20 protein-coding genes are annotated in these 25,117 nt (G+C 47.5%); 7 read left to right on the forward strand and 13 right to left on the reverse strand.

What is annotated here, in order from left to right:
- The first annotated feature begins 16 nt into the window (after positions 1-16).
- On the forward strand, positions 17-1,591 hold the full coding sequence (locus tag FBF28_04190) for an LTA synthase family protein (protein QJU08726.1): 1,575 nt from the start codon (positions 17-19) through the stop codon (positions 1,589-1,591).
- A 68-nt stretch (positions 1,592-1,659) separates the two neighbouring features.
- Here FBF28_04190 and galE read toward each other — a convergent pair whose 3' ends face one another.
- Positions 1,660-2,673, reverse strand: a complete 1,014-nt coding sequence (gene galE, locus FBF28_04195) for a UDP-glucose 4-epimerase GalE (GenBank protein QJU08727.1) — start codon at positions 2,671-2,673, stop codon at positions 1,660-1,662.
- A gap of 41 nt (positions 2,674-2,714) precedes the next feature.
- Here galE and FBF28_04200 point away from each other — a divergent pair, with 41 nt between their 5' ends.
- Positions 2,715-3,464 (forward strand): hypothetical protein, encoded by a 750-nt coding sequence (locus FBF28_04200; GenBank protein QJU08728.1) that lies wholly within the window; start codon positions 2,715-2,717, stop codon positions 3,462-3,464.
- Here FBF28_04200 and FBF28_04205 read toward each other — a convergent pair.
- Entirely contained in the window at positions 3,403-3,885 is a 483-nt protein-coding gene (locus FBF28_04205) for an ASCH domain-containing protein (protein QJU08729.1), read from the reverse strand. The two genes, FBF28_04200 and FBF28_04205, sit on opposite strands and share 62 nt — an antisense overlap.
- A 73-nt stretch (positions 3,886-3,958) precedes the next feature.
- Between FBF28_04205 and FBF28_04210 the strand changes: the two genes are divergently transcribed.
- Positions 3,959-6,193, forward strand: a complete 2,235-nt coding sequence (locus FBF28_04210; protein ID QJU08730.1) for an AAA family ATPase — start codon at positions 3,959-3,961, stop codon at positions 6,191-6,193.
- A gap of 167 nt (positions 6,194-6,360) precedes the next feature.
- Here FBF28_04210 and FBF28_04215 read toward each other — a convergent pair whose 3' ends face one another.
- From FBF28_04215 to FBF28_04225, 3 genes are read right to left on the reverse strand one after another with little or no spacing between them, the layout of a single operon-like run.
- Entirely contained in the window at positions 6,361-8,586 is a 2,226-nt protein-coding gene (locus FBF28_04215) for an ABC transporter permease (GenBank protein ID QJU08731.1), read from the reverse strand.
- Positions 8,583-9,311 (reverse strand): ABC transporter ATP-binding protein, encoded by a 729-nt coding sequence (locus tag FBF28_04220; protein ID QJU08732.1) that lies wholly within the window; start codon positions 9,309-9,311, stop codon positions 8,583-8,585. Before FBF28_04220 ends, FBF28_04215 begins: the two co-directional genes overlap by 4 nt.
- The gene (locus tag FBF28_04225) at positions 9,292-9,834 is read right to left on the reverse strand and encodes a PadR family transcriptional regulator (GenBank protein QJU08733.1); all 543 of its coding nucleotides are present in this window, start codon (positions 9,832-9,834) and stop codon (positions 9,292-9,294) included. Before FBF28_04225 ends, FBF28_04220 begins: the two co-directional genes overlap by 20 nt.
- Before the next feature lie 201 nt (positions 9,835-10,035).
- Here FBF28_04225 and FBF28_04230 point away from each other — a divergent pair, with 201 nt between their 5' ends.
- The 3 genes from FBF28_04230 to FBF28_04240 are packed head-to-tail and all read left to right on the forward strand — an operon-like array spanning position 10,036 to position 12,868.
- Complete coding sequence (locus FBF28_04230; GenBank protein ID QJU08734.1) at positions 10,036-10,644, forward strand: hypothetical protein; 609 nt, start codon at positions 10,036-10,038, stop codon at positions 10,642-10,644.
- Positions 10,641-11,357 carry a hypothetical protein gene (locus FBF28_04235; protein ID QJU08735.1) on the forward strand — a complete coding sequence of 239 codons (717 nt, stop codon included), beginning with the start codon at positions 10,641-10,643 and terminating at the stop codon, positions 11,355-11,357. The genes FBF28_04230 and FBF28_04235 overlap by 4 nt, the downstream gene beginning before the upstream one ends.
- A complete protein-coding gene (locus FBF28_04240) occupies positions 11,357-12,868 on the forward strand; it encodes a hypothetical protein (GenBank protein QJU08736.1) in 1,512 nt (503 codons plus the stop codon). Before FBF28_04235 ends, FBF28_04240 begins: the two co-directional genes overlap by 1 nt.
- 42 nt (positions 12,869-12,910) lie before the next feature.
- Here the strand turns inward: FBF28_04240 and FBF28_04245 are convergent, their stop codons facing one another.
- The gene (locus FBF28_04245; GenBank protein QJU08737.1) at positions 12,911-13,138 is read right to left on the reverse strand and encodes a DUF167 domain-containing protein; all 228 of its coding nucleotides are present in this window, start codon (positions 13,136-13,138) and stop codon (positions 12,911-12,913) included.
- A gap of 174 nt (positions 13,139-13,312) precedes the next feature.
- Here FBF28_04245 and FBF28_04250 point away from each other — a divergent pair, with 174 nt between their 5' ends.
- The gene (locus FBF28_04250) at positions 13,313-13,921 is read left to right on the forward strand and encodes a helix-turn-helix transcriptional regulator (protein ID QJU08819.1); all 609 of its coding nucleotides are present in this window, start codon (positions 13,313-13,315) and stop codon (positions 13,919-13,921) included.
- Between the two features lie 12 nt (positions 13,922-13,933).
- Here the strand turns inward: FBF28_04250 and FBF28_04255 are convergent, their stop codons facing one another.
- From FBF28_04255 to FBF28_04285, 7 genes are all read right to left on the reverse strand, one after another.
- Complete coding sequence (locus tag FBF28_04255) at positions 13,934-16,678, reverse strand: DEAD/DEAH box helicase (GenBank protein ID QJU08738.1); 2,745 nt, start codon at positions 16,676-16,678, stop codon at positions 13,934-13,936.
- A gap of 182 nt (positions 16,679-16,860) precedes the next feature.
- The gene (locus FBF28_04260) at positions 16,861-17,694 is read right to left on the reverse strand and encodes a hypothetical protein (protein QJU08739.1); all 834 of its coding nucleotides are present in this window, start codon (positions 17,692-17,694) and stop codon (positions 16,861-16,863) included.
- 141 nt (positions 17,695-17,835) lie between these two features.
- Positions 17,836-18,996, reverse strand: coding sequence for a hypothetical protein (locus tag FBF28_04265; GenBank protein ID QJU08740.1), 1,161 nt, complete (start codon positions 18,994-18,996; stop codon positions 17,836-17,838).
- A gap of 184 nt (positions 18,997-19,180) precedes the next feature.
- The gene (locus FBF28_04270) at positions 19,181-21,001 is read right to left on the reverse strand and encodes a site-specific DNA-methyltransferase (protein QJU08741.1); all 1,821 of its coding nucleotides are present in this window, start codon (positions 20,999-21,001) and stop codon (positions 19,181-19,183) included.
- Between the two features lie 12 nt (positions 21,002-21,013).
- On the reverse strand, positions 21,014-22,171 hold the full coding sequence (locus FBF28_04275) for a Fic family protein (protein QJU08742.1): 1,158 nt from the start codon (positions 22,169-22,171) through the stop codon (positions 21,014-21,016).
- A gap of 120 nt (positions 22,172-22,291) precedes the next feature.
- On the reverse strand, positions 22,292-22,954 hold the full coding sequence (gene radC / locus FBF28_04280) for a DNA repair protein RadC (GenBank protein ID QJU08743.1): 663 nt from the start codon (positions 22,952-22,954) through the stop codon (positions 22,292-22,294).
- A 55-nt stretch (positions 22,955-23,009) separates the two neighbouring features.
- Complete coding sequence (locus tag FBF28_04285) at positions 23,010-25,115, reverse strand: DUF262 domain-containing protein (GenBank protein QJU08744.1); 2,106 nt, start codon at positions 25,113-25,115, stop codon at positions 23,010-23,012.
- Positions 25,116-25,117: the final 2 nt, after the last annotated feature.

Genomic DNA, 25,117 nt, shown 5'->3' on the forward strand with positions numbered 1-25,117 from the left:
CGCGCTTTGAAAAGAAATGATAAGCCCCCAAACAGCCCACGTACCCAGACAAACGTTGTATAATATCATTATGAGCACCTCTCCGTCTGGCCGCGGCGCCAACAACCGCATTATCATTCGCGTGGCTATCGTCTTGCTATTACTATGTAGCGCTGTTTTCTTTGTCGCTAGCCGTTATAAAATTGTGCAATTTCGTGACGCCAAGATTGACGAGATTTTATTCTATTTCAAGAACGGCCTGGCGGGTGGGCAGTCTAGCAGCTTTGCCTCAGCCGTCTGGGAAAATATCCCCTACGTCATTGGGCTGCTCATCATTTTGCTACTGCCAATCATCCTCAAACTACGTTGGAAAAAACGACCGCTCCGCTTACGCCACCAAGCGTATTACGCGGGCGGCCTATTCATGATCAGCCTAGCGCTGTTAGTTCAAAGTTTCAGCATCCCCGCCTACGTCATCGCCCTCGCCCAGTCGTCAAAGATCTATGATCAGCATTATGTCGATCCGCGCGGCGTCAAATTGACGTTTCCTAGTACCAAACGCAACTTAATTTATGTCTACGTCGAGTCGCTGGAAAATACGCCCGCCGCCAAAGCCAATGGCGGCATGAGCGACAAATCAGTCATTCCGGAGTTAGAGAAATTGGCACTGACTAACACCTCATTTTCACACCGACCCTCAGGTCTCGGCGGCGCCCTGCCTGCACACGGTACCACTTGGACGGTAGCCGGCATGACCGCTCAATCCGCCGGCGTGCCGCTCAAAGACGGCGGGGTGTTCGGTGACCGCGACCGCAACGGTATGGGTGATTTTAATAAATTCTTGCCGGGCGCTTATACCCTCGGGCAGGTGCTTGAAAAGGCTGGCTACAACCAATCATTCCTCATGGGCTCAAACAAAGCCTTCGGCGGCCGCGATAAATTACTGGAGCAACACGGCGATTACCACATTATTGATCTTACCTACGCCCAAAAACATGGGTTAGTCCCACAGGATTACAAGGTATGGTGGGGCTACGAAGACAAAAAGCTTTTTCAATTTGCCCGCGACGAGGCCACTCGTCTCAGCAAGTCCGACAAGCCATTCAACCTGCAAATGCTGACCGTTGACACGCACTTCACCGATGGCTGGATGGATAAAGATGTTTGCAAGGAGCAATTTGAGGCGAAATACGACAATGTTCATGCCTGCGCCTCCAAACAAATCGCGTCCTTCGTCGAGTGGGTCAAGCAACAGCCATTTTACGCCAATACCACCATCATCATTAGCGGCGACCACCTCGGCATGCAGACGCCATATTACGAAGAAAAGATTGCCGGTGCTCCCTACCAACGAACTGTCTATAACGCCTTCATCAACCCCGCCGTCCAGCCAACTCGCGCCACTAACCGCCAATTCGCTGCCTTTGACATGTATCCGTCGACCCTGGCGGCACTGGGCGTGACGGTGGACGGCGACCGTATGGGGCTGGGTACTAATTTGTTCTCAAATCGCCAGACACTGGTTGAACAATTTGGTGGTATTGACCAGCTCAATACTGAACTCAGCAAGCGCTCAACTTACTACGAGCGGCGGATCTTGAGCAGTTCATAAATAAACGTCTCGCCTACATAAAAATCCGACGAGTCGCCCCGCCGGATTGAATAGGTATGTCAAGAGAATCACGTCTCGTAACCGTTCGGATTATTGCTCTGCCAATTCCAGGCATCGCGGCAAGCATCCTCAATCGTCAATTCTGCCCGCCAGCCCAGCTCTGCCCCTGCCAAACTCGGGTCAGCATAGCACGCGGCGATGTCGCCCGGTCGGCGCGGCGTGATTTGGTATGGGACGTCCCGGCCCGACGCTGTTTCAAATGCTTTCACCAACTCCAACACCGACGTACCGCGGCCAGTACCGATATTATACACCTTATATTCATCCGGCTCGCCCAAATGTTCCAACGCCGCCACGTGTGCCCGCGCCAAATCAACCACGTGAATATAATCGCGCACACCCGTGCCATCCGGTGTGTCATAATCGTCGCCAAACACACTCAAATGGTCGCGCTTGCCGACTGCCACTTGCGACACAAACGGCAGCAAATTATTCGGAATGCCCGACGGATCTTCACCAATGCGGCCGCTCGGATGAGCGCCGACGGGATTGAAGTAGCGCAGCGAGGTAAACTGCCAGCCCTGCTTGGTTACCGCCACATCGCGCAGAATGTGCTCGATCATCAGCTTGGTCTGACCGTACGGATTAGTCGCCGACAGCGGCATATCCTCGGTAATCGGCAGCCGCGCCGGGTCGCCGTACACTGTTGCCGAGCTAGAAAAGACCAGCTTTTTCACATCAAATTCCTGCATGACATCCAGCAGTGTCAAGGTGCTCTCCAAATTGTTCTGATAATAGAGCAGCGCCTTTTCCACCGACTCGCCGACAGCTTTCAAGCCCGCAAAATGAATCGCTGCGTCAATTGCCTCAGACTTAAATAACTCCGCCAGCCGCGTCCGATCACGTAAGTCAAACTCATAAAACGGCACCGACTGGCCGGTAATTTCCTCAACCCGCCGCAAACTCTCGGCAGATGAATTTGATAAGTTATCAACCACCACCACGCCGTGACCCGACGCCAGCAGTTCAATGATAGTGTGGCTGCCGATATATCCAGCGCCGCCAGTAACGAGAATGTTCATGAAGTACCCCTTTCGCTATGATTCTAGTATTATTATATCAGATGCACACTGTAACCATCCCGCCAGACCTACTCGCAGCACTGAACCATAATCCATACATTAACGAGCTGTATGTTTTCGGTTCGCGAGCTGTATTTGATGATGACCAATTTTCCGACATTGACCTTACAGCCATAACTAATTATCCAGAGGTTGCCGAAGATTATACGCACAAGACTCTTGATAATCAATTTAGTATCATTGCGACATATACTATTGCTCAGAATAATCACGAAGTTGCTCGTTCGTTTTTCCTAAGCGGCATGAGCTTGTTTCATAAAATTGACATCGGCTTTTTATTACCTGATAAAACTAAATTATTTCCAAATTCAACATTAATTTTCCAAAACGACCACACAGACCAGCCCGCCAAAGAATCCGGCAAAATATGGACAGAATCAGATGAGCAGCACAATTATCTGGATGTGTTAATGGGCTCGTTGCGCTATGTTAAGTATCAGTATCGCCAGGAACATTGGTCGGCATATAAATGCTACCGCGGGTTTATCGAGCAGTTAGCCCAGTCGCAAATAACAGGTCGGTTATCGACAGATAAATATAAGGAATTAGACAAGAAACATAACGATGAAATCTTAGGTCTGTTCTTTTCTGGCGATATTCACGCTAAAGAGCAAAAATATTATGAGTTTATAAAAGAATTGATTAGTGAGAAGCAGCTCTTGCCGGAATTTAGTGACGAGGTTTTGAAAGTTTGGAAAGAATATCTGGGCATATCGCGCTCATTTCACTAAGCTGTGCTGCTAGGTCGCTATCAGGCCAAATATACCTGAAGTTTTGTGGCGGGCGAAATGCTGGCAGAACCTGACGTAACTGTGATAAAGAAATTGGCTGGTCGTAGCGCACCGACGCCAGTATCTCTAACGCGCCACACTGTTTCCGCCCCGCATAATAGCGCGAAAACCACTGCACGGCTTGCTCATCCGTATCATACCCAGTGAGCCGCATCAACTCATCCAGTGGGCAGCGCATGACACGTCCAACCCGAAATTCGCCGATAACCGCCCGGTCACCCCCCGACGAATAAACGACTACGGTTAGCTCATCGTCTTTGCTGTGGCGCGGCAAGGATTTACGAAATTCCCATCGCTTTTCACCACGAAAAATTTTCTCGGCATAACGAGTTTGAATCGACATCAAAATATAACGACTCATACCGACAGTATAGGACAAGTTCAGCAATCGGTAAACTAAGTTAGCACTCTTGCACTGAGAGTGCTAATTTGCTATGATAATTGTATCAATTATCCCCGCTCTGTCTCTTGCCGCGGCGTATCATAAATACGGACTTGGAAAAGCCCAAAAAATCAAAGGAGGACCTATGCCACCAACTATGCAAGAAGAGCTTGAGCAGCCGCTGGAGAAATTCGGCACCGATATCACAGCACTCGCCAGGGAACATAAACTTGATCCGGTCATCGGGCGCGACGAGGAAATTCGCCGCACCATGCAAATCTTGAGCAGGCGCACCAAAAATAACCCGGTGCTGATCGGTGAACCGGGCGTCGGTAAAACCGCCATCGTCGAAGCCTTGGCACAGCGCATTGTCAAGGGCGACGTACCGGCATCGCTAAAGGACAAGCGGCTGATCTCTTTGGAAATCTCCAGTTTACTGGCCGGCGCTAGCTTTCGCGGCCAATTTGAAGAGCGCCTCAAAGCAATTTTGAAAGAAGTTGAGGAGGCCGCCGGCGAAATTATTTTGTTCGTTGATGAAATTCACACCATGGTCGGCGCCGGCAAAACCGAAGGCAGCATGGACGCTGGCAATATGCTTAAACCCGCCCTAGCGCGCGGTAAACTACACATGATCGGTGCGACGACGTTGGCGGAATATCGCCAGCATGTCGAGAAAGACGCGGCTCTGGAGCGGCGCTTTCAACCAGTCTATGTCGGCGAGCCGAGTTTTGACGATACCGTGGCGATTTTGCGCGGCCTGAAGGAAAAGTATGAAGTCCATCACGGCGTTAAAATCTCTGACGATGCCATCGTGGCGGCGGCACGGCTGTCCACCCGCTATCTACCTGATCGCTTTTTGCCTGACAAGGCCGTTGACCTCCTGGATGAAGCCACCAGCGCCCTGAAGATGCAGCTAGAGAGCGTACCGATTGCCCTCGATCGGCTGAATAATCGCCGCTTGCAGCTGGAAATTGAAGAAGCAGCGCTGAAAAAAGACAAATCCGACCACGCCAAAGCCCGCACAGAGGAAATTAAGCAACAAATCGCCGACCTTCGGGCTCAGGCCGAGGTGATTGACAGTAAATGGCAGCACGAAAAAGACATTCTCCAGACCGTCAATACCGCCACTGAAAAAATGGATAGTTTGCGCTCACAACTGGAAATCGCCGAGCGCGACGCGGATCTCGCCACCGCTAGCCGCATCAAATACGGCGACCTGCCAGAGCTAGAGAAAAAGCTGGCCGCCGCTCGCCAGGAACTGGCGGCTATCCCGCCGGCTGACCGCTTACTACGCGAAGAAGTCACGCCTGATGACATCGCCAGCGTGGTGGCGCGCTGGACGGGCATCCCCGTCGAGCGACTGATTGAGACCGAATCCAGCAAACTAGCCAAATTAGAGGAACATATTAGCACCCAAGTGATTGGTCAAGACAAAGCCATCGCCGCAATCGCCAGTGCTATTCGCCGTTCGCGCGCTGGCCTCAGTGATACCAACCGGCCAATCGGCTCCTTCCTCTTCCTTGGCCCCACCGGTGTGGGCAAAACAGAGGTAGCCCGCAGTCTGTGCCGCGAATTATTCGACGACGAACATGCCATGATCCGCATCGATATGAGTGAGTACATGGAGCGGCACGCCGTGGCCCGCCTGATTGGCTCGCCGCCAGGCTACGTCGGTTACGATCAGGGCGGCCAACTCACCGAAGCGGTCCGCCGCCGCCCTTACAGCGTGGTACTGTTTGATGAAATCGAGAAGGCCCACCCCGATGTCTTTAACGTGCTTCTCCAGGTGCTCGACGATGGTCGCCTGACCGATGGCCAGGGGCGAACAGTCGATTTTTCGAACACGGTCATCATCATGACCAGCAATGTCGGCTCGCAAGCAATTATGGATTTTTCTGGCGACGATCTGTCGGCACTCGATAATCAGATGCTTGAGGTGCTCAGACAACATTTCCGTCCAGAGTTCCTCAACCGCATTGACGATATCGTTATTTTTGACCGCATTCGACCAGAAGCAATGCGAGCGATTGTCGACGTTCAGCTGAAACGCGTCGCCCGCCAAGTCAAAGACAGCCGCGACATCACGCTGGAATTTGACGATAGCGTCCGCGACATGCTGGCCCGCGATGGCTACGACCCGGCCTTTGGCGCCCGCCCGCTCAAGCGCTTGGTGCAAAAGCGTATTCTTGATCCGCTAGCACTGGAGCTGATTGACGGGCGAATTCATGATGGCATGGCAGTAAAAGTGAATATGATTAACGACCGCATGAAGTTCCAAAAACAATAATTAAGTTTCACCTATTTCCCTGATTAACACCTTCCATCGTCGTACAGCCGCATTTGACTGCAAACGTCCGGAAGTCTCGTCTTGACTGAATCAATGCAGCGCAAGAAAAAGCGTCCCAGCCGCCAACTGGAACGCTTTTCGGTAGATTATCCTCGGACCGAGGCGCACTACTCGGTTTGATTAGCCTCTGCCCGCGTTAACTTGTCAACCATCGGCAGAATTAGATAGATACCGATAATCGCTGCCGCCAAGCCAACACCAACGATGGCAAAGTACGTTGGTGTTAACACTGGCTTCAGCGTCGTCGAGAATGTGCTGGTAAACACCGCCCCCGTCCATACGCCAAGGCTACACGACAGAATCGAGGTGATCAGCAGCGGCGCCACCGACTCAACCATCACCAGGCGCTTCAACTGACTGAGGCGCATACCGCCCAGCCGCAGCGTGTACAGCGAGCGGCGACGTTCCATCAGCCCGCCAATCGTCGAGACGATCAAGCTTGCCACCGCCACGAACAGCGTCACGCCGATACCGACATAGGCTAAGTCGGCAAACTCGCGAATCGTTGGATTGATATGCGGCTTCTTGGCATCAGTACCGCTCACTGCATATGTCAGATCGTACTGATTAGCCTTCGCCGTCACCAAGGTACGCAGCTTCTCGATGTCATCGTCTGATTTCAATGTCACCAAATATTCTTTAGCGCCATTCGTATCAACCCGGTCATTAATCAGCGACACCTTTTTGACCACCGGCTTATCAAAATTCAGCAATGCAAATTGGTCGGGTTGAGCACTATTCGGACACGCGTGCTCGGTGTACATTGCCAAATCTTGGCAGCGAATTGCGTCGCCGTCGTTACGTGGATAGGTCGTCGCCACCGACGTGATGTAAGATTCTTGCTTTAGTTGCTCCGCCATATCACCTGGCAGCGAACGACCGATGACAATTGCCGTACCGCGCTTTAATTGCGAAAAGCCATTATCTTTGACAGCTTGAGCGTTTAAGCCTTCAATACCACTGGTCGCCGTTAAGTAAAAGCTGCCCGCAAACAGCGCCAATACCACGCCGCTGATGCTGCGGAAAATTGTCCGCGAATGCACCGCCGTACGCTTACCAGCGATCAGCATCGAAGCGTTATTAGCCCAGCGCGCTGCCAACAGCGACAGTTTATTCGTCAGCCAGCCGCCAGCCAGAATCAGCCCGAACATCACCAGCAGCAGGGCTACCATCAGCAGCAACGTCGGCATGGCTGATTCTTTATTCTCCGCCAGCCAGTCTAACCCTGGCTTCGACGATAGCCACGCAAAGATCGCGATACCAGTTGCCGGCACCAGCGCCCGCCAAACACGTAACTTCTTCACCTTTTCAAGTGAACGCGACACGCCCAGCGGCGAAATTTGTGCTCGACGCATCCGTCGCCAGTTAACAAACATTGTCAGCCCCAGCGTCAATCCGATAATCAGCGCGTATTGCGTACTGGTTAATGCTAAGTCACTAGGATTAAATCGCATGCCGTCCATCTTGAAAGCCTGTAGCGGCGCTTGCAGCAGCCAGAACGCGCCCAGCCCAATTAGTACACCCACCACCGACGCCAATAGCGATTCTAACATCAACACCAGCCCCACTTGCTGCTTAGTTGCGCCAATCAGCCGCAAGGCGGCATAGCGTTTCTCACGCTGCGCGGCGCCCAGTTGCGTTGCTACTGACACGAAAATGACAATTGGAAACAGCAGGATCGTCCCGCCGACACCAAATACAATGATCGCTACCGGATCAAATACAGCGTTCGACTTCAATCCATTGGTATCCGTCCGATAGACATCGGCAAAGTATGACGGCTGTCCCTGAGATTTGGTAAAAGCATCGCTCTCGGCCACTTCCTCGGCGCTCGCGCCACGTACCATCATCAATGCATCCGGGCTGGCAACATATTCGCTAGGAATTACGCCAAGGTATTTGGTATTTTTACCAAAACGTGCCAAGATATTGTCCTCTGGATGCTGAGCAACCGCATCGGCCAACGCTTTTGATAAGTAGTATTCACCAGGACGCGGCGTTTTTAGCTTAGCAAACTGCGGCGATTTAGCTGTGCCGTACATTGAATAAGACTGGATGGACTGACCGCGCCATTTCGACGCATCGCCACGCCAGGTACCGCCAATTTTCAGCGGTTCAACGCCCTCAATCGGTTTTTGTTCAGCTGCACCGCGAGCCGCCTGATACGCCGCCGTATTAATTGCTAGCCCACTAGCGCGCCCCTTTATCCCGTTGATACCAGCCGTAAAGCAGCACACCAGCACGATCCCCAGCGCCACCGCCGCCGTGGTCAGGCCCAGACGCGCGAACGACTGGCGGCCAGACTTTTGTAATAACATCCAACTAACGCTCATCGGATAATCCTCGCATTAGTTTTATTAAGTCTCGCCCGCATTGGATTTACCGCCGCCTCAGCACCAGAAATTTGCCCATCACGAACAATAATTTCCCGATCAGCATAAGCGGCAATCGTTGGCTCGTGCGTCACCATGATAACTGTCGTACCGTGGTCTTTGGCAGTTTTAATAAATAGCTCCATGACCTTTTCTGAGTTGAGACTATCTAATGAGCCAGTCGGCTCGTCAGCAAACAGCACTTTTGGCTCAATCACCATCGCCCGAGCAATCGCTACGCGCTGCATTTGCCCGCCCGACAACTCACCGAGCATACTGTCAGCTTTACTCGCCAGCTCAACCTTATTCAGCCATGATTTCGCCTGTTGATAGGCCTCTTTGCGTTTGACGCCGTTGAGTAGCAGCGGCAATGCCACATTATCCAGCGCTGTCAGCTCCGGCACCAACTGCCCAAACTGAAAGACAAAACCAAAACTGGTGCGCCGCAATATGCTACGCTTATCGTCACCCATCTTATCAATCCGCTGGCCGTCGAAGTCGATCTCGCCGCCATCAACTTTGGTAATCGCTGCCAAGCTGTGTAGCAGTGTTGACTTACCAGAACCCGACGGACCCATAATCGCCAGTACTTCGCCCGCCTCGACATCCAAGCTAACACCGCGCAGCGCCTGCGTTTGCCCGAACGACTTTGTAATATTTTTAGCGCTAATTATTGGTTTGCTCATGCAAAATTTCCTCCTTTAGCCGCGTTAACCGCGAAATAGTTAATTCAATCCAGCGTAAATCCGCCTCCAAATGATACAGCGCGTGGTCGATCAGCAGCATATCCGATAAATTGCTGTCACGCCGCTGAGCTGTCAGCTCACGCATCCGTTGGATGTGCGCCTGCCGTTGGTTATCCAAATACGGTGACGCATCGCCATCCTTCAGAATAGCTAGCACTGCTTTGACATACATCGTCGCTTGCAGTTGCGGCGACGGCGCCTCTGGTGATTCCAGCCAAGCCTGCAAATCTTGCTTACCCTCGTCGGTAATTTCATACCGAACCCGATCCGGCCCGCCCGATTCGCTGGTATCAGTAATTTCTTTGACCTTGTTGTCGCGTTTGAGCCGCGCCAGAGTTGAATATATCTGACCGGTTAAAATTGGCTTGTCCTTACCAAAATAGCCGTCATATTTTTTCTTTAACTCATAGCCATAATTTGACTCTTCCGCTAAAAAGCCTAACAGGGTATATTGAACGCTCATACTCTTACTATACACCCTATGTTTAGTTATTGCAAGAGTTTTATACACTCAGTGTATAGTTTGTGTTGGCGACCAACTACCCGCTCTCTTGCTATACGATCTACCCCATCACAGCCACCTCATTCCGTAGCCCGCCACCCAAACGCGAGTAGACTGCACCAGAATGCATACTATTATGCAATTTTGACGTATAATGGATGCATGGTTCAATTTTGCCGAGTGTATAATAAACGGCGCTCTGTCAAGTCGGCCGCGTTGGGGGTTAGTAAAATTCTCAGCTTACCACCCTACTTGCTACTGGCAATTATCTTATTCGTGCTGTTTGCACTCATTATTTTCTTTGCCATCAACGCCAATTTTTATGGCCCGCTGATGATGTCGCGACTACCAATATTAGACAAAATCTCCCTTTTTGGAACCATGTTCATTGATATATTCAAACAGGGCTTCAGCTCGCTAAACGGCGCGCTACTGCTCATAGTGTCACTCCTCCAAGGACTGTCAATTACCGTCGTCATTTTCACTGTCAAGAAAAATAAGCGTAATGAACAGTCGGTCACTCGACAAGTCGGACTCAGCGGCTTGGCCTCCGTGGCTGCCGCTATCGGTTTGGGCTGCGTTCCTTGCGGCACGTCACTCATCCTGCCGCTCGTTGCCGTGTTCTTCTCAGGCGCCGCCACAGCCACTGCCGCCACTGTCGCCAGCACCCTCGTGCTGATCCTAGCCCTGCTATTAAGCCTCTTTTCACTCTACAAGTCTGGACAAATCGCCTTTATGTATACCGAATTAGCAAAACAGGGGGACATATGAATCGACAAAAAACAGCCGGCATAGCACTCATTTGGGTCATCTTGGGGATTATGATCACGGGAATTGTAGCACTATTTATTTATGGTATTGTCAATCGCCCGCCAAATCGCCACATTGGTGACGGCAAGCCGTGGAACGAAAAGATGTCGCAAGGCTCTACTGAGGCCAAGCACGTATTCGTTGACTATACTGATTATTTCTGCTCATTCTGTGCCGAAGTTGAAGCGGCCACCAACGCTGATTTCTTCAAAAATGAGTATCTCAAATCAGGCAAAGTTCGCTACGAACACCGCGTGGTGACGCTGCTCAAAGAAGTTACCGACAACACAGAAACTGGCGCTCACGCTGCTTTTTGCGCCGCTGACCAAGACAAATATTGGCAATATACACACGACATCGTGCCACGCATCAAACGTGATTATTTTGACAAAGGCATTGGTGTGAAAAACGTTGCCGTACCGCAAAAAATTCCACCACTGCCGTTAGGCTACTTCCTGGCTTCTGCCAAACATGTTGGTATGGATGAGGCAACATTTACTGATTGTATGACCAAAAAACCTCACCAAAAAGAGATTGATGACAGCACCCAAAAAGCCCTTTCGCTTGGCGTGAGCGGTCTACCATACATGGTAGTCAATGACTATGTCGCCAGTGGATTTGCTGGTGGTGAAAGTGGCCTAAAAGCAATTTTGAAAGCTGGCGGAGTGAACTAATGTCTGCCAAAAAAACGCAAACGAAATCTCAAAAATTATCAAAAGAACGACCGTCAACTCAGCCTCGTCGTGAGCCAAAAACCAGCACAGCTCCCCAAAGCACATCAAAACTAAGCGGTGTCTTATTCGCCATACTACTTTTGTTGGCGGTAGTCGCCATGGCGGCGTTATTTTATCTCCAATCCATACAACCACCCGTCCAGCGCCCAACCGTTCTGGAAGATGAAAAATATTACTTCACCGACTCACGCTATGCTGGCATCCGCTCCAAGTTCGTAACGCGCGACACCAAACACGAGAAAGTTTCAATTGAATATCCAATCACCAGCAATTCCAAAATCAACAAACTCATCGCCCGAGTAATCGACCGTGCTGACGGTGATTTCCGCCACACCGCCACTAACGCTCCGACATTCGACCGGCCAATGACAGAGACGATTAGTTATCAAGTTACGCATAATAATTCGACCGCTCTGTCGATGATCGTCAATATTAAACAAGACATGCACGGCGCGCATCCGGTGTCACTAACGCATTTTTGGACGTTTGACAAGAAGTCTGGCGAGGTGATTGGCTTGGATAATTTGACTGAAAAATCGGAGGAAGCCATCAAGGCAATCGTGGCAGCTGCCCGGCACGACGTCGCGCAAACCATCAAACAGCGCCACCAACCAGAAGCAAATCTTGATGAGATGATCACCAAGGAGGCGTTGTCGAACTTCACCATCACTGATGATGGTAACACCTTGGCTTGGCCAATTGGACAGGCTTCGCTCTTACCGTCAGCCTACGGCGAAATGACGATCAAAGTGCCGATCGCCGCCGTTGCCAAATATCTGCAAAATCCGACAGCCCGGAAGCTGGCTAACATCCCCAAGCCGCCCGAGCCAAAGCCAGCGCCTGCCGCACCGACAGCCGCAAACCCAGGTAAAGTGATCGCCTTGACGTTTGACGACGGGCCGGGACCATACACCGCACACCTACTGGACATCTTGGATCAGCATGGCGCTAAAGCGACATTTTTCTTGATCGGCAGCAAAGTCTCCGCGCAAGCCGATGTGCTGCGGCGCATGCACTCGCGCGGCCACCAACTGGGTAATCATTCGTGGTCGCACCCAGAGTTACCCAAGCTACCAGTTAACCAAATTGCCAGCGAAATCGACCGCACCAACGACGCCATTAAGCAAGCCACCGGCGTCACACCAACTGTTATGCGCCCGCCTTATGGTGCGGTCAACAGCGTCGTCTTGGAGCAGCTTCGCCTGCGCGGTATGTCGTCAATCTTATGGTCGGTCGACACCCGCGACTGGGCTGATCGCAATAGCAACATCGTCTGTTCGCGCGCCGTCGCTGGCGCCCACCCTGGAGCTATCATCTTGATGCACGACATTCACCAAACGTCAGTCGGTGCCGTGCCGTGTATCCTTAGCGCGCTGAAACAGCAGGGGTATTCGTTTGTGACGGTGCGGGGGCTACTTGGCAATACCACACCGGGAGCTGGATATCCGTAGAAAATTATAGCTGGGTGTTACGGCTGCTCGTTGCAGCGGCTATTATGCCTTATCTACCTCAAAAACCTTATATTTCGAAGTTGCGCCGCGCACTAATTTTACCTTTGACGACGCCACACCAAAATGCTTCGCCAGTAATTTTACCGCCGCCAGATTCGCCCGCCCTTCAATGGCTGGCGCCTTGGTGTAAATAGTCAGCGAACCATCATCACCAACCACGACTTCTTCGCGGTGACGAGAGTTGGGCTTGAGGTGGACGGAGATTTTCATGGTTAATATCCTACCGGCTTTATCATATTACCTTTCCTTTAGTCCTATTATACCTCCCTATGACAAACTTTGCGTATTGTATTACCCCATGATGCAATAGGTAACGCAAAGTTGCTCGCCAAGACACTAAAATTACGCTATGCTATTAGAAAATAAATGAAAGGGCACCAAATGATTTTTGCAAAAAAACTTAAACAATTACGTCAACAAGCCGATTGGTCACAAGAGCAACTAGCCGATCGACTCAACGTTACGCGACAAGCAGTTGCTAAATGGGAACGAGGTGCGGGCTTTCCAGACATAGACAATATGCAAGCATTAGCAAAATTATTTAACACTAGCGTAGACGAGCTGCTCGACTACACACGAGCAGGATTAGCTTCGGCCATACGCGAACCACTTGATCTTGATGCCTACCCGACAGATACGAAAGGATATTCAGCATCCGATCTGGCAGTTGCAGACAAATTTGCCGACGCCGATCACATTGAATCGCTAAATCGCCACCGACGACTAACGTGGTGGCAAAAAATCATCGACTTTTTCGTAGGAGCTGGAACGCTTGATGTGGCTTTTTCCGGCGAGGCCATTGGACAACTTAAAGGCGATAGACGCTACTATCTGGTTGAAAAATCTGGTCGCTCATGGATCGTCGAAGTTACAAAGACATATATTGAACGACGAGAATTAGCCGAGACATTCCCTCGCAAAGGATTGACGGTTGGTGATTATATGTATCGGCGAAGCGGGTTTGTTGTAGAGCCATCAAATAAACAACAATAGACATTCTCAGCATTAGATATCTCTGACCATAGTCAACGCTTGCCGCAAAATCCTCACTGGCGCCACGTATGGTACATCAATTTCCGCAAAATGCTGGCGGGCCGCAGTAATTTTACCTCGTTCATTAGCGCTCAAGTGATTATCGTTAATATCATCCGACCCCTTCGTCTCGGCCACAAAGTAAATCCGCTCATCACCATCAAACGCCACTGCCCAATCTGGATTATACTTGCCGACTGGCGTATCAATCTTAAACCAACCCGGTAGCTTGATATAAAACTTAACGTCAGCATTATCCTCTAGCGACTGCATGAATTCTCGCTCAACTTCTGAATCAACCGCCACGTAATCGTAGATGGTTTTTGCCTGGTCTCCCACTGCAATTGCCCCGCTCTTCATCGCCGCATCATACAAGTATGCCTGTAGCTCACCATTCTCAAACAACGTCATGTCATAATACTCGCCTGTCCTGTGATATTTAACGCCATCAACTACCAAACGCTGCTTCACCCGATTAATCGCCCGAGCTGTTTCATCAATCACCTGCTGTGGATTAATAGCTACCTGCGCAAACATCCCCGCTTGATCAAGCACTTCAAATATCACCCGGCGAGTCATTTGTGTCTGACGCTGAATATCCGCTAATAAATTCGGCATCTTTACCTCAGCTTGGCGCACCGCATACGTGTTGAAACCAGTCTCGCGCACCATAAAGCCATTATCATTACCCATGGAATCAATCAGTGTTTTTGTCTCAGCGATATTGGGTTTACTAATAGTGACCTGCGCTAATTCACTGGCCGCCTCCGTCACTAACTTGTCTGTATCAATCGCCACCCGATAAGTCGTTTTATGCTTAATCTTATCCCATAGCTCCTCAAATGCTGGGTCAAGCGCCCGTGATTTCTGAAACCTAACAGGTCGCCGATCATCACGATTTTTGATTCGTCCACCGAAGCGAATGCCGGCCTCTTCCTCAATCTCCGTCTGAAGCTTGCGACTAAACTCTGCATAACTTTCGTTAGCTACTACCGTTAGTATGTTGACGCTATCATCATACACTCGTTGCCCATCAATATTAACCGGCAGACGCAGTCCTCGCCCGATTTCTTGGCGCTTTTTCATCTGACTCGACGTTTCGTTAAGCGTGCAGATCTGAAATACATTAGGATTATCCCAGCCCTCGCGTAGTGCGGAGTGGCTAAAGATAAACCGTAGCGGCTCATTTATATCCAGCAGTCTTTCTTTATCCTTCATGATTAAGGTATATGCTGTATCATCGTCCTTCGTCCGTCCACCCTCACCCTTGGTGTCACGAGAATCTTTCCATTGGCCATTCTTATCCGCCGCAAAATAGCCATCGTGCACCTCACTCGCCGACAAACCATCCATGACGCCAGCATATTTTGGTTTAGACGCCACCTTGGCGTACGCCTCCTCAAACCATTTGGCAAATTTACCCTTACTGACACCATTCGTCGTATATTCACGATAGTTCATGACTTTATCAATAAAGAATAGGCTCAGCACTTTGACACTACTACCCAGTCGACGCTGTTTATCAAAATGATCATCAATTGTCAGTTCAATCTGCCGCTTGATAATATCATCATGCAGGCTTTCATCACGCTGACCAACATAAACTACCTTACCATTACTGAATTCGACGCAATCATCGCCGTGATTGATCGACTCGACATAGTAGCCGGCATAGGCTGAACGCCCCGTCTTCGCCTCTAAGTCATCGCCCGGAAAAGCCTTGATGATCTTGCGCTGCAAGCCATACTCATCACTCGCATCTACTTCAATTTTAGCAAACGAACGAGTCTTCGACTGGCGCTCTAGCGACAATACATTGATATACGCATCATTATAATTATCCTCACTCTGGACACTATGCACCTCGATCTTTTTGACCAAGCCTTTATCATAGGCATCGACCGGAGTCAGCCGATATAGCAAATTATATAAGTGCTTGTGAGTAGCACTGTAGCGCAACGTGCACAGCGGATTAAGGCTAGTAATAGCATTCCGTCGTATGTCAGTCTCCATATTCTGCGGTTCGTCGAGAATAACTACCGGGTGGGTGGCTTTGATAAAGTCGAGCGGCCGACCATAATCGCTCTGCCGATTCATCACATTCTGCGCCTTGGCGAAGCTATCAATAGTAATCACCATGATCTGCAAGGTATCGTTCGTCGCAAACTCACGAGCCTGACCGGTCTTCTTGCTGTCCCAGACGTAGTAGTCCATCTCTGGCTTGTTGTAGAGATCGGCGAAGTGCTCCCTGGTAATCGCTAAATTCTTCAGCACGCCTTCACGAATCGCCACGCTCGGCACCACGATTATAAACTTCTTCCAACCATAATGCTGGTGTAGCTCATGAATCGTCCGCAAGTACACATACGTTTTGCCCGTGCCGGTCTCCATCTCGATGGAGAAGTTCATGCCGTGTTTCAGAGATTTTTCGCCGATTTCTGGCGGAAAAGTCGCCGGAATGCTAAAGCCACCTTCTTTAGTCTCGCTTTTCTCGATACCATTCCTATCTTGGACTTTATGCATATTTTCGGCGATCTGCGTTGCATCCAACACCAAACTATTTCCCCTAGAAATCGTCGCTTCGAAGCTTGTCTGTCTACCCTGATCTATATGGTAATTCGCACCGTCACCACCTTTCGATTGCCCAGCGAAAATATCCACCACCGCCTGGATGGCGTCGAGTTGATACTGCTGATTAGAGTCAAATTTTAGTTTCATCAATAAATAACCCTTTTGAATTAAGAATATTACATATGTTTGACAATAAACAATTCTTCAAAGTATAATTTACATAGGGACAATTTTGTTTCACGAAGACCTGTATCATTTGAAAGTTGGCTTCACGCCATCGAAGGGTATCCTTCTCAGAATGATATGGGTCTTTTTGAAATACAGAGCACCTAGTCATTATTAACCACCCTGTTCTGCTTTGTAAGAGGGTTTTTCGGTCCATAATAATTCTGATAGTTCTCATATTTTGTCGTGTCATACAAATCCAAAATTAACGGGATTCTATCTTTCACAGCATCATAAAAACGCGTTTCTCCTTTTTCAAAAACTCGCTGCACCGTCCATAAAATATAATCTGTTATTGCCAGCACTGGCTCACTACTATACCTCTGGACATTAAATTTTATATCGGCCCTGTACTTATATCGACGTGTCTTTGCATGACGTTCATGCGCCTGCGATAGAGCAATTTCTAGATTATTATTTTTCGTACTACTTCCACGCTCCGCAATGTTAATAACTAACTTTTCGTAATTTCCCTTATCTTTCAACAGATGAGAAAGCAAGTCAGCATAAAATTCTCTTTCCTGAGAGTGGTGTTTATTGACAAACCTCGTAAGCCGTTTACGCCCCACCACCATCTGTACAGAGAAATCTATACTCTCAAGCAAGAACATAAGGAACTTATACCGAAGCTCTGGCGGATCATCCTTGGCGTGCAAATAAAAACCGCCTTGATCTATGCGCTTTTTCACGCTAGGTATTTCGTTAAAATACGGATCACTCTCTATTTCTTTGCAAAATACCCTAATAAAACCACACACCTGCTCTAAATCTTGTTTGATATGCGCCATACCTAATATAAATGTTCTAGAAATACCGTTGCTACCCAAAGGAGCTGGTGCTTTCCCCTTCAAGAAAAACGTCATGTCGCCCGCCTCATCAATGAAACGGTGATAGGTATATGGCTTTAGGTTGTTTCTCTTTTTGTTAGATTCAATCATAACACCACTTCCACAGAATTCGGAAATCCCGAATTTTCTACATAGCTATTCGTAATTTCCGAACAACTGACTATTTCGTTAGTTGCCTGGTTTTTCCGGACAACTGAACAACTATCTCCATTTACAATAAACAACTTCATCCTATTCACCTATTTCCTGTTTTGCAAGATCTTTTAAGTTATCAACCTCTTGGTGAATCTTTCCTACGGTTTGGTTTGTTTCGGCCGTTAATTTCAATATTTTATTACCTACACCGAAAGACCATCGCTCCTTTTTAGTCTCTATTGGCTCTTGATATATAGAGTTAAATGTACAAATTGCAAAATCGGTAATCTTTTTATCTCTATTTTGGTCAGATAATCCTTCAGTAGAACGTAGAAGAGTATTTAGCGATGTCTCGATAGAGTAGGTGCTTATAGCTTTGAATGCGTATTTCTCATACAAACGCCTTTCCTGAGAGTATTGATTCAACGAATATATAAAAGCGAAGGTTGTAGGTGTCAATATACTGAAACGCAACAAAAGCGCACTTAGGTTTACATCAAGAGAATGTTTCATGTTGTATCCCATTGGCACAATGAAGCATACAGCTAAAATTACAGTCGCTATAAGGGATATCGAAGATATTATCATCCATACTACAAACATCTTTCTAATCTGATTACGCCTCTCAACAAAGTAGTTGGCATGCGCACCTTTAGTTCCTATGTCAAATATTTCTTGTATTTTCTTTTCAAGCTCAGCACTTTCATCATATTTATTCTGGATTTTTTGAGTTGTATTGTCCGCATTGCCTTTAAAATTCTCAATCTCCTTGATGTATTCGGCTGCATTATCACGAAAAATACGAATTTCTTTGTACACAGTTTCTGCATTAGATTTAACAGCGACAATGTCGGATTTTAATTTAGTTGCTTGATCCAATATCGCCTGAAGGCCTGTTTCCTCGTCTGTAATTTTATTGTTGAGTTCGGTAAACTCAGTATATGCGGTCTCCATTTCTTCAATGCTCGACCGAACACTATTTAGGGATTCAGTGATTTTTTGAAGTTGTGCATCGGCGTTCACTTTTGATGCACTAATATTACCTTCCAATTCTTGTGCGGACTCCAATATCGCCTGAAGGCCTGTTTCCTCGTCTGTAATTTTATTGTTGAGTTCGGTAAACTCAGTATATGCGGTCTCCATTTCTTCAATGCTCGACCGAACACTATTTAGGGATTCAGTGATTTTTTGAAGTTGTGCATCGGCGTTCACTTTTGATGCACTAATATTACCTTCCAATTCTTGTGCGGACTCCAATATCGCCTGAAGGCCTGTTTCCTCGTCTGTAATTTTATTGTTGAGTTCGGTAGTTTGCTTTAGATACTCTTCAATTTGGACTTTTATATTTTTATATCATCGTGAGCTTTCTGAATGACATCTATCTTTGCTCGAGACACCATCAAAACCTCATTCAATTTTTTGCCGTAGTCACGTGTATTCATCACACCACCTCCACCTCAACACCTTGCCGTTCGGCTTGCAAGAGCAGGTTTACTTTTAGATTTATGTCGTCACCGAAGGATCGGTCGAGGAGGATGATGGATGAAGGTTTGGTGGCGAGGATGGCTGTAAATAGCTCCTCTGTTATGGAGTGCGCCAAACAAATAGCCAGCTTCTCGGAAGGGATAAAGCAGAAGTTATCGTGCTGCTCAATCTTCGCCAATGGTGAGATGCCTCGCTTGAGCAGGAGCTCGGTCAGCAGGTCATCATCAGTTGTACCCTCCTCTAGCGGGTCAAGGTTAGCAAGTGCCTGCTGGCGAATCTCCTCTGGGTCAGAAACTAGCTCGTTCCACTGCTTGAAGTTGCTATCATCCACCCGATATGCCCGAAAGCCAAGGTCAAGCGGAGTGTCACGAGAGGCGAGCTTGTCCGCCTGGTCAGTACTGATCTTGGCGCCCGCCCGACGGATGCGCTCACGAGCAATGTCTGCGATGGTGCGGTAGCCAGCTTTATACGCCTCCGACTTCTCGTCAGTCAGCTCAGGCAGCTGCACACAAATCCAACGACGATTGCCACCGTCTTCGGCGTTAAGCTCAGCAACAGCATGAGCGGTTGTACCCGAGCCAGAGAAAAAGTCGAGGATGATATCGTTGTTTTTACTCGATGTTGATAGTTTTAATAAGTGATTTATCAAAGAGACTGGTTTTGGGTTATCGAAAAATGAACCATCCATAATATTATCTACTTCAGCCTGTCCCGACTGGGTTGATCCGTGGTCCAGAAGTAAATTCGGATTGGCCGATGAAGTGTCCGTATCTTCGTGGGAATATATCTTTAGTTTTATTATTCCATCTTTAAGTATAAACCTATGGTTCGATTCAAGCTCACGCGCTTTCGCTTCACCAATCTGCCACCTCTTGCCTGGGCGGGGTGTTTGTCCTAGAATTTCAAACTTCATAGTCTCACGGTCGTAACCACCGGTACTTTTCTTCTCTATTATGGCCGTTCTATAACTACCCTCGTCATCACTATACGGATAACTTCTGTTGTCTTTTGAGAATATGCGCTGATTAAGCTTTGCTACTTCACTTCTTGCATAAACCAGCATATATTCAGTCAGTGCACTTATTTGCGACCCTGAAACATTCGTTGAAGTTCCCTTTTTTCTCCAAATCAACTGCGCTACAAAATTCTCCTCCCCGAATATCTCATTCATCACCAGACGGAGGTTGTGGACTTCGTTGTCGTCGATCGAGACGAAGATGACGCCGTCTTGGCGGAGCAGGTTACGTGCCAGGAAGAGGCGTGGATACATCATATTCAGCCAGTTGCTGTGCTTATGCCCGCCGGTATTGGTACGCAGACCGTCATCCCGCACAACGTTACCCTCATCATCAGTGATGCCCGCCTCTGCCTCGTAGCTACGGCGTGTCTGCTTGAAGTCGTCATTGTAGATGAAATCATTGCCAGTGTTGTAGGGCGGATCGATATAGATCATCTTAACCTTGCCGTAATACGCCTTGTGCAAGATCTTCAGCGCCGCCAGATTGTCGCCCTCGATAAACATATTGCCCGTCGTATCCCAATCGACAGAATTCGCCCGGTCGGGGTGGAGCGTCTGGACGGTCTTCTCCTGGATAGTGGTGAAGACGTCGCTCTTACCCTTCCAGCCGAGCCCGTAGCGCTCACCCAAATCAACCGCCTCGCCCAGGGTCGCCTGGAGCTTCTGCCAGTCGATCTTGCCTTCGGTGACTACCTCGGGGAAGAGCTGCTGGAGTTTGTCAATTTGTTGTTGATGTATGTTATCGTTGTAGCCGTTCATCGTTTTTTCTCTTTATTCTGTTGCTTCATTTTTTACTACTAATAAACCATTTCTATCCATAGCCAACAACACATCTCTTAATAAATAGTTATTAGCAAACCTCATAACGTACTTCTTTTGGTAGTCAGGATGAACCATGAGCAATCCTTTGTCTCTCATATTCGTCAAAACACGAGACGTCTGCACCGCAGCAGAGGCGGTTGGTCCAAATAGGTGTCTTACGTCTTGTGCTTGAATTAGGTCTTTTTGCATGGCTATCTTTAAAATCTCATGCTCTTCTGCAGATATAAATTGACTATCAAGGGCGCTTTTTAATGCTGGCTCTATTATATTTGGCACAGCATAATTACGATCTAATAGTTTATTCACCCTGACCATCTCACTAGCTATGCCCCGTGCGACATATAGACACCAATCCTCTAATGCTTCTTCCTTGCCAGAGTCTGCTGCAGCCAATTTATTATAGTATTCTTGACGATCCATACAAAAAATAGCCGAAGGATTTAAAATAGTCCGCATAGTTTTGTTGATAAATTTAGCCTTAATAAGCATCGCATACGTGACAAGCCTTGCCGTTCTACCGTTTCCATTATCAAATGGGTGTATTGCGGCTAGTCGATGGTGTGCAAGAGCAATTTTGATAATATCCATTTTGTTATCATTATCATCAGCAATATAGTCGCATAACTCCTGAATAAGCCGGGGTATCTCTATATGATTTGGCGGCTCATGATCGCTTTTTTTAATATGTACTGAGCAACTTCGCCAATCTCCAGGCCACTTACTACCATCGTGCTTTAAATCAGTAACAACTATTTTCTGAACTTCACGAATAAAGGAAGGAGTAATTTGTTGACTGTCATCTCCATCAAAAGTCTCTTCAATAAAATCTATCGCCTTCCTGATGTTGCGAAGCTCTTGAAGGTTTTCGTCGCTGGGCTTTTCATCATTACTCAATGAATCCATGGCGGCACTAACCACCGTTGTACGATTACCTTCAATTCGAGCAGACGCGACACTTTCTAATATGTACATAATCTCTCTCAAATCAAAGAATAGCCATGGCGGAGTCGTGCCCCCTAAATGGGTATAGCGAATTTTCTCCAAATTAAATAGTTCACTCACCAATTCTGAGTTAAATGATGGGTTGATAGATTTAAGAGGATTCATACCTGCATTATATATGTTTGTTAAATTTCAGTCAACACTTTTTAACATTTTTCTCTCATATTAATCTGTTATATTCCATAGTCTGTTAATTTATTTCTTAACATTTTGTTATATAGTTAGTTACTGCTCATCCTTTTTATAGATAATGCTTACATAGTCAGTTTTCGTAACAATAATATGATCATTAAGCGTAATACCGAGCAATTTTCCCGCTTCTGCTAGCCTATTCGTGACATCTTTATCAGCCTGACTCGCCTCCAAACTCCCGCTCGGATGATTATGCGCCACGATGATGCTGGCCGCGCGGTCGGCGATGGCGTCGGCGAAGACCTCGCGCGGGTGTACTAGGCTGGCAGTCAGTGTGCCGATAGTCACTACCCGCTTGGCGATCAAACGATTCGCACCATCCAGCGTCAGGCAAACAAAGTATTCCTGCTTTTTGTCGCGAATGTCGACCAGCAGCTCGACGACTTTTTCTGGGCTGTCAATGATTGGCTGGTCGCTATCCAGCAAATACCGCCGCGCCAGCTCCAAACTCGCCAGAATCACCGGAATTTTCGCATCACCCAAGCCAACTACGCCATGCAGATCATCATACGAAACATCGCCGCCTTTTTGACGCACAATTTTCAGCACCTCGCGCGCAATTTTACCGACATCCGCCCGAGCATTGCCGCTGCCGATAATCGCCATCAACAATTCCAAGTCGCTCAGCCGCGCCGTACCATAGCGCGCCAATTTCTCGCGGGGACGATCCAACGGATGACGGTCAGAGATTCTCATATAGACAGTATAGCAAGCACCCCAACTAAGCTAAAGTGTCAGACCGCACACATACCTACTGTTCAATCGGCTTTGTCAATTCAACATTGATAGAGATTTTATCAACATTAAACATCTCCGCCAGTTCGCGCATGAGCCGTATTTTTTGATTCGTATTTGTTGCTACGTCAACCACAAGCCCTGTGTCGTGAATCTTTACGGAATTAAAAAATCTTTTAGAATCATTACTAATCCAATTTTTCGTCTTTTCGCTATTCATAATCTGATCAGTAAAATCAGGGTTCTCGTCGTACAGATACTCACAATAGACGCCAAGAATTTGCGACCAGCTCGTTACTGGATAAGAATCGTCACCGATATAGAATATTTTTACCGCTGCGCCTGTAAAATCAATATCGTCGAAAATATTAACTTTCGTGTCAAGTATTGGCGGTTCAAACGTACTTGTTGGCAGCGGCCAAATTTTAATTATTTTATCAATCCACCACTGCTGACGTTCCAGTATAGTCTTCTCATTCCAGGTACTATATTTAGCAACAGTCCTATTAATCTTAAGCGGGCTATCAGCAAACCCGTCTGGCATATCACGCTTTTCCCGGAAACTCTTGTTTGAATATTCAGAGTTATATCCCGTCAATGTCAAATTCGCTAGCCCATGCAAATATATGCCATGAATTTCATCGGCACGGTCACCGAGCTCATCCCGCCAAGTATTGGTCATGGTTTGCGGCATAATATGTTCAATCGTTAGGTGTAGCTCTTTGTTATTAATCTGTTTCAGCAATGACACGTCCTTAGACTCATCGTCAACCGCAGTTAACAAATACATGACATTGGAAGAGCGCTGATTATAGGTAAAGTTTGCTTTTATCGCTGTTTCTATTTCATTATCTCGGGGCAATCGGATCTGCCTGTTTTTCGAAAGTACGGTATATTTCAGCACTTCAAGATATACGGCATTGTCCTGCTCAGCAATTGACAATATACTTCTGTGTAATCCGGCGAAATATTTACCTAAGCCTGTTGTCGATAAGTTGATAACGATACGCCGCGAAAAGTAGACGCGTAACACATCAAACACCTCAGCAATTTCATCATCAGACAAATGTCCATCTTGCCAATATTTCATGACTGATACAGCATACGGAAAGAATGCTTCAATTCTCAGATAGCGCATTGTAAATGCCACCGAACTAAGTCTTGCAAATTCATTATTTTCGTCTATGCCAAACTTTAGAAAGCGATAATATTTTAGTATTCTCAAAATCTCGCCGTAAAATTCGTCAAGCGATTCATATGACTGATCATCAGAAATATTATTAGAAAAAGCTTTTTTAAACTCTGGATACACCTTATCAGTATTCACGACCGATTGGTTCTTGGCAATCAAATAGACACGGAAGAAGTCGGTGATGTCATCACGCTGCGGATCGGTTAGGTACGTTTCAATATACTGCCAATAACTAGTCAAAACATAATCTTGTTTTTCTGAAGTGCGCAACATTAACGAGAAGTTTCGGATTTTGTCGCCATCTGTCAATGGCTTGCCAGTTGAGTTAATACTTTCAAAAACTTTTTGTGGATTATCGTCATCTTTGTCTAGAACAATCGTGACAATCTCGAAGTCATCAAGCGTATCAATATATTGTTCTAAATGATCACGATTTCTAAAGTAGTCGTAGAATTGGAGGTAGGATTTATACAAATTACTTTTCTTCTCATATTCTGTCAGTTCTGCCTGGCTAAATATTTTCTCAAATATTTTATTGTCGGTAGTTACCGCCCGAAGCTTAATCCGATTTTCCTCCGAATCATATTGTTTTGCATATCTGTTATATAAATATTCGTCCTTGATTTGCTCGGCTACCAGTCTAAGCTTTTCAGGTGACTCTAACGCTAAATGGTAAATTGCAGTGATCATCAGCAAAACTGTCGTCGCACGCTGCTGGCCATCGATAATAACGCTTCGGTTACCATCGTTTATATATACGATACTGCCAAAATAGTGTTTCTTATCTCCACGCTTCACCTCTTCAAGGTCGTCTAAAAACATTTGGACATTATCGGCTGTCCAAGAATAAGGGCGTTGAAAATTAGGTATCTCAAAGAATTTGTTTGGCGTATATAAGAATAATTTAATGTTAGTTTGCAGCGCTTTCATAT

Source organism: Candidatus Saccharibacteria bacterium oral taxon 488, from assembly GCA_013099195.1.
Taxonomy (GTDB): domain Bacteria; phylum Patescibacteriota; class Saccharimonadia; order Saccharimonadales; family Saccharimonadaceae; genus Nanosynbacter.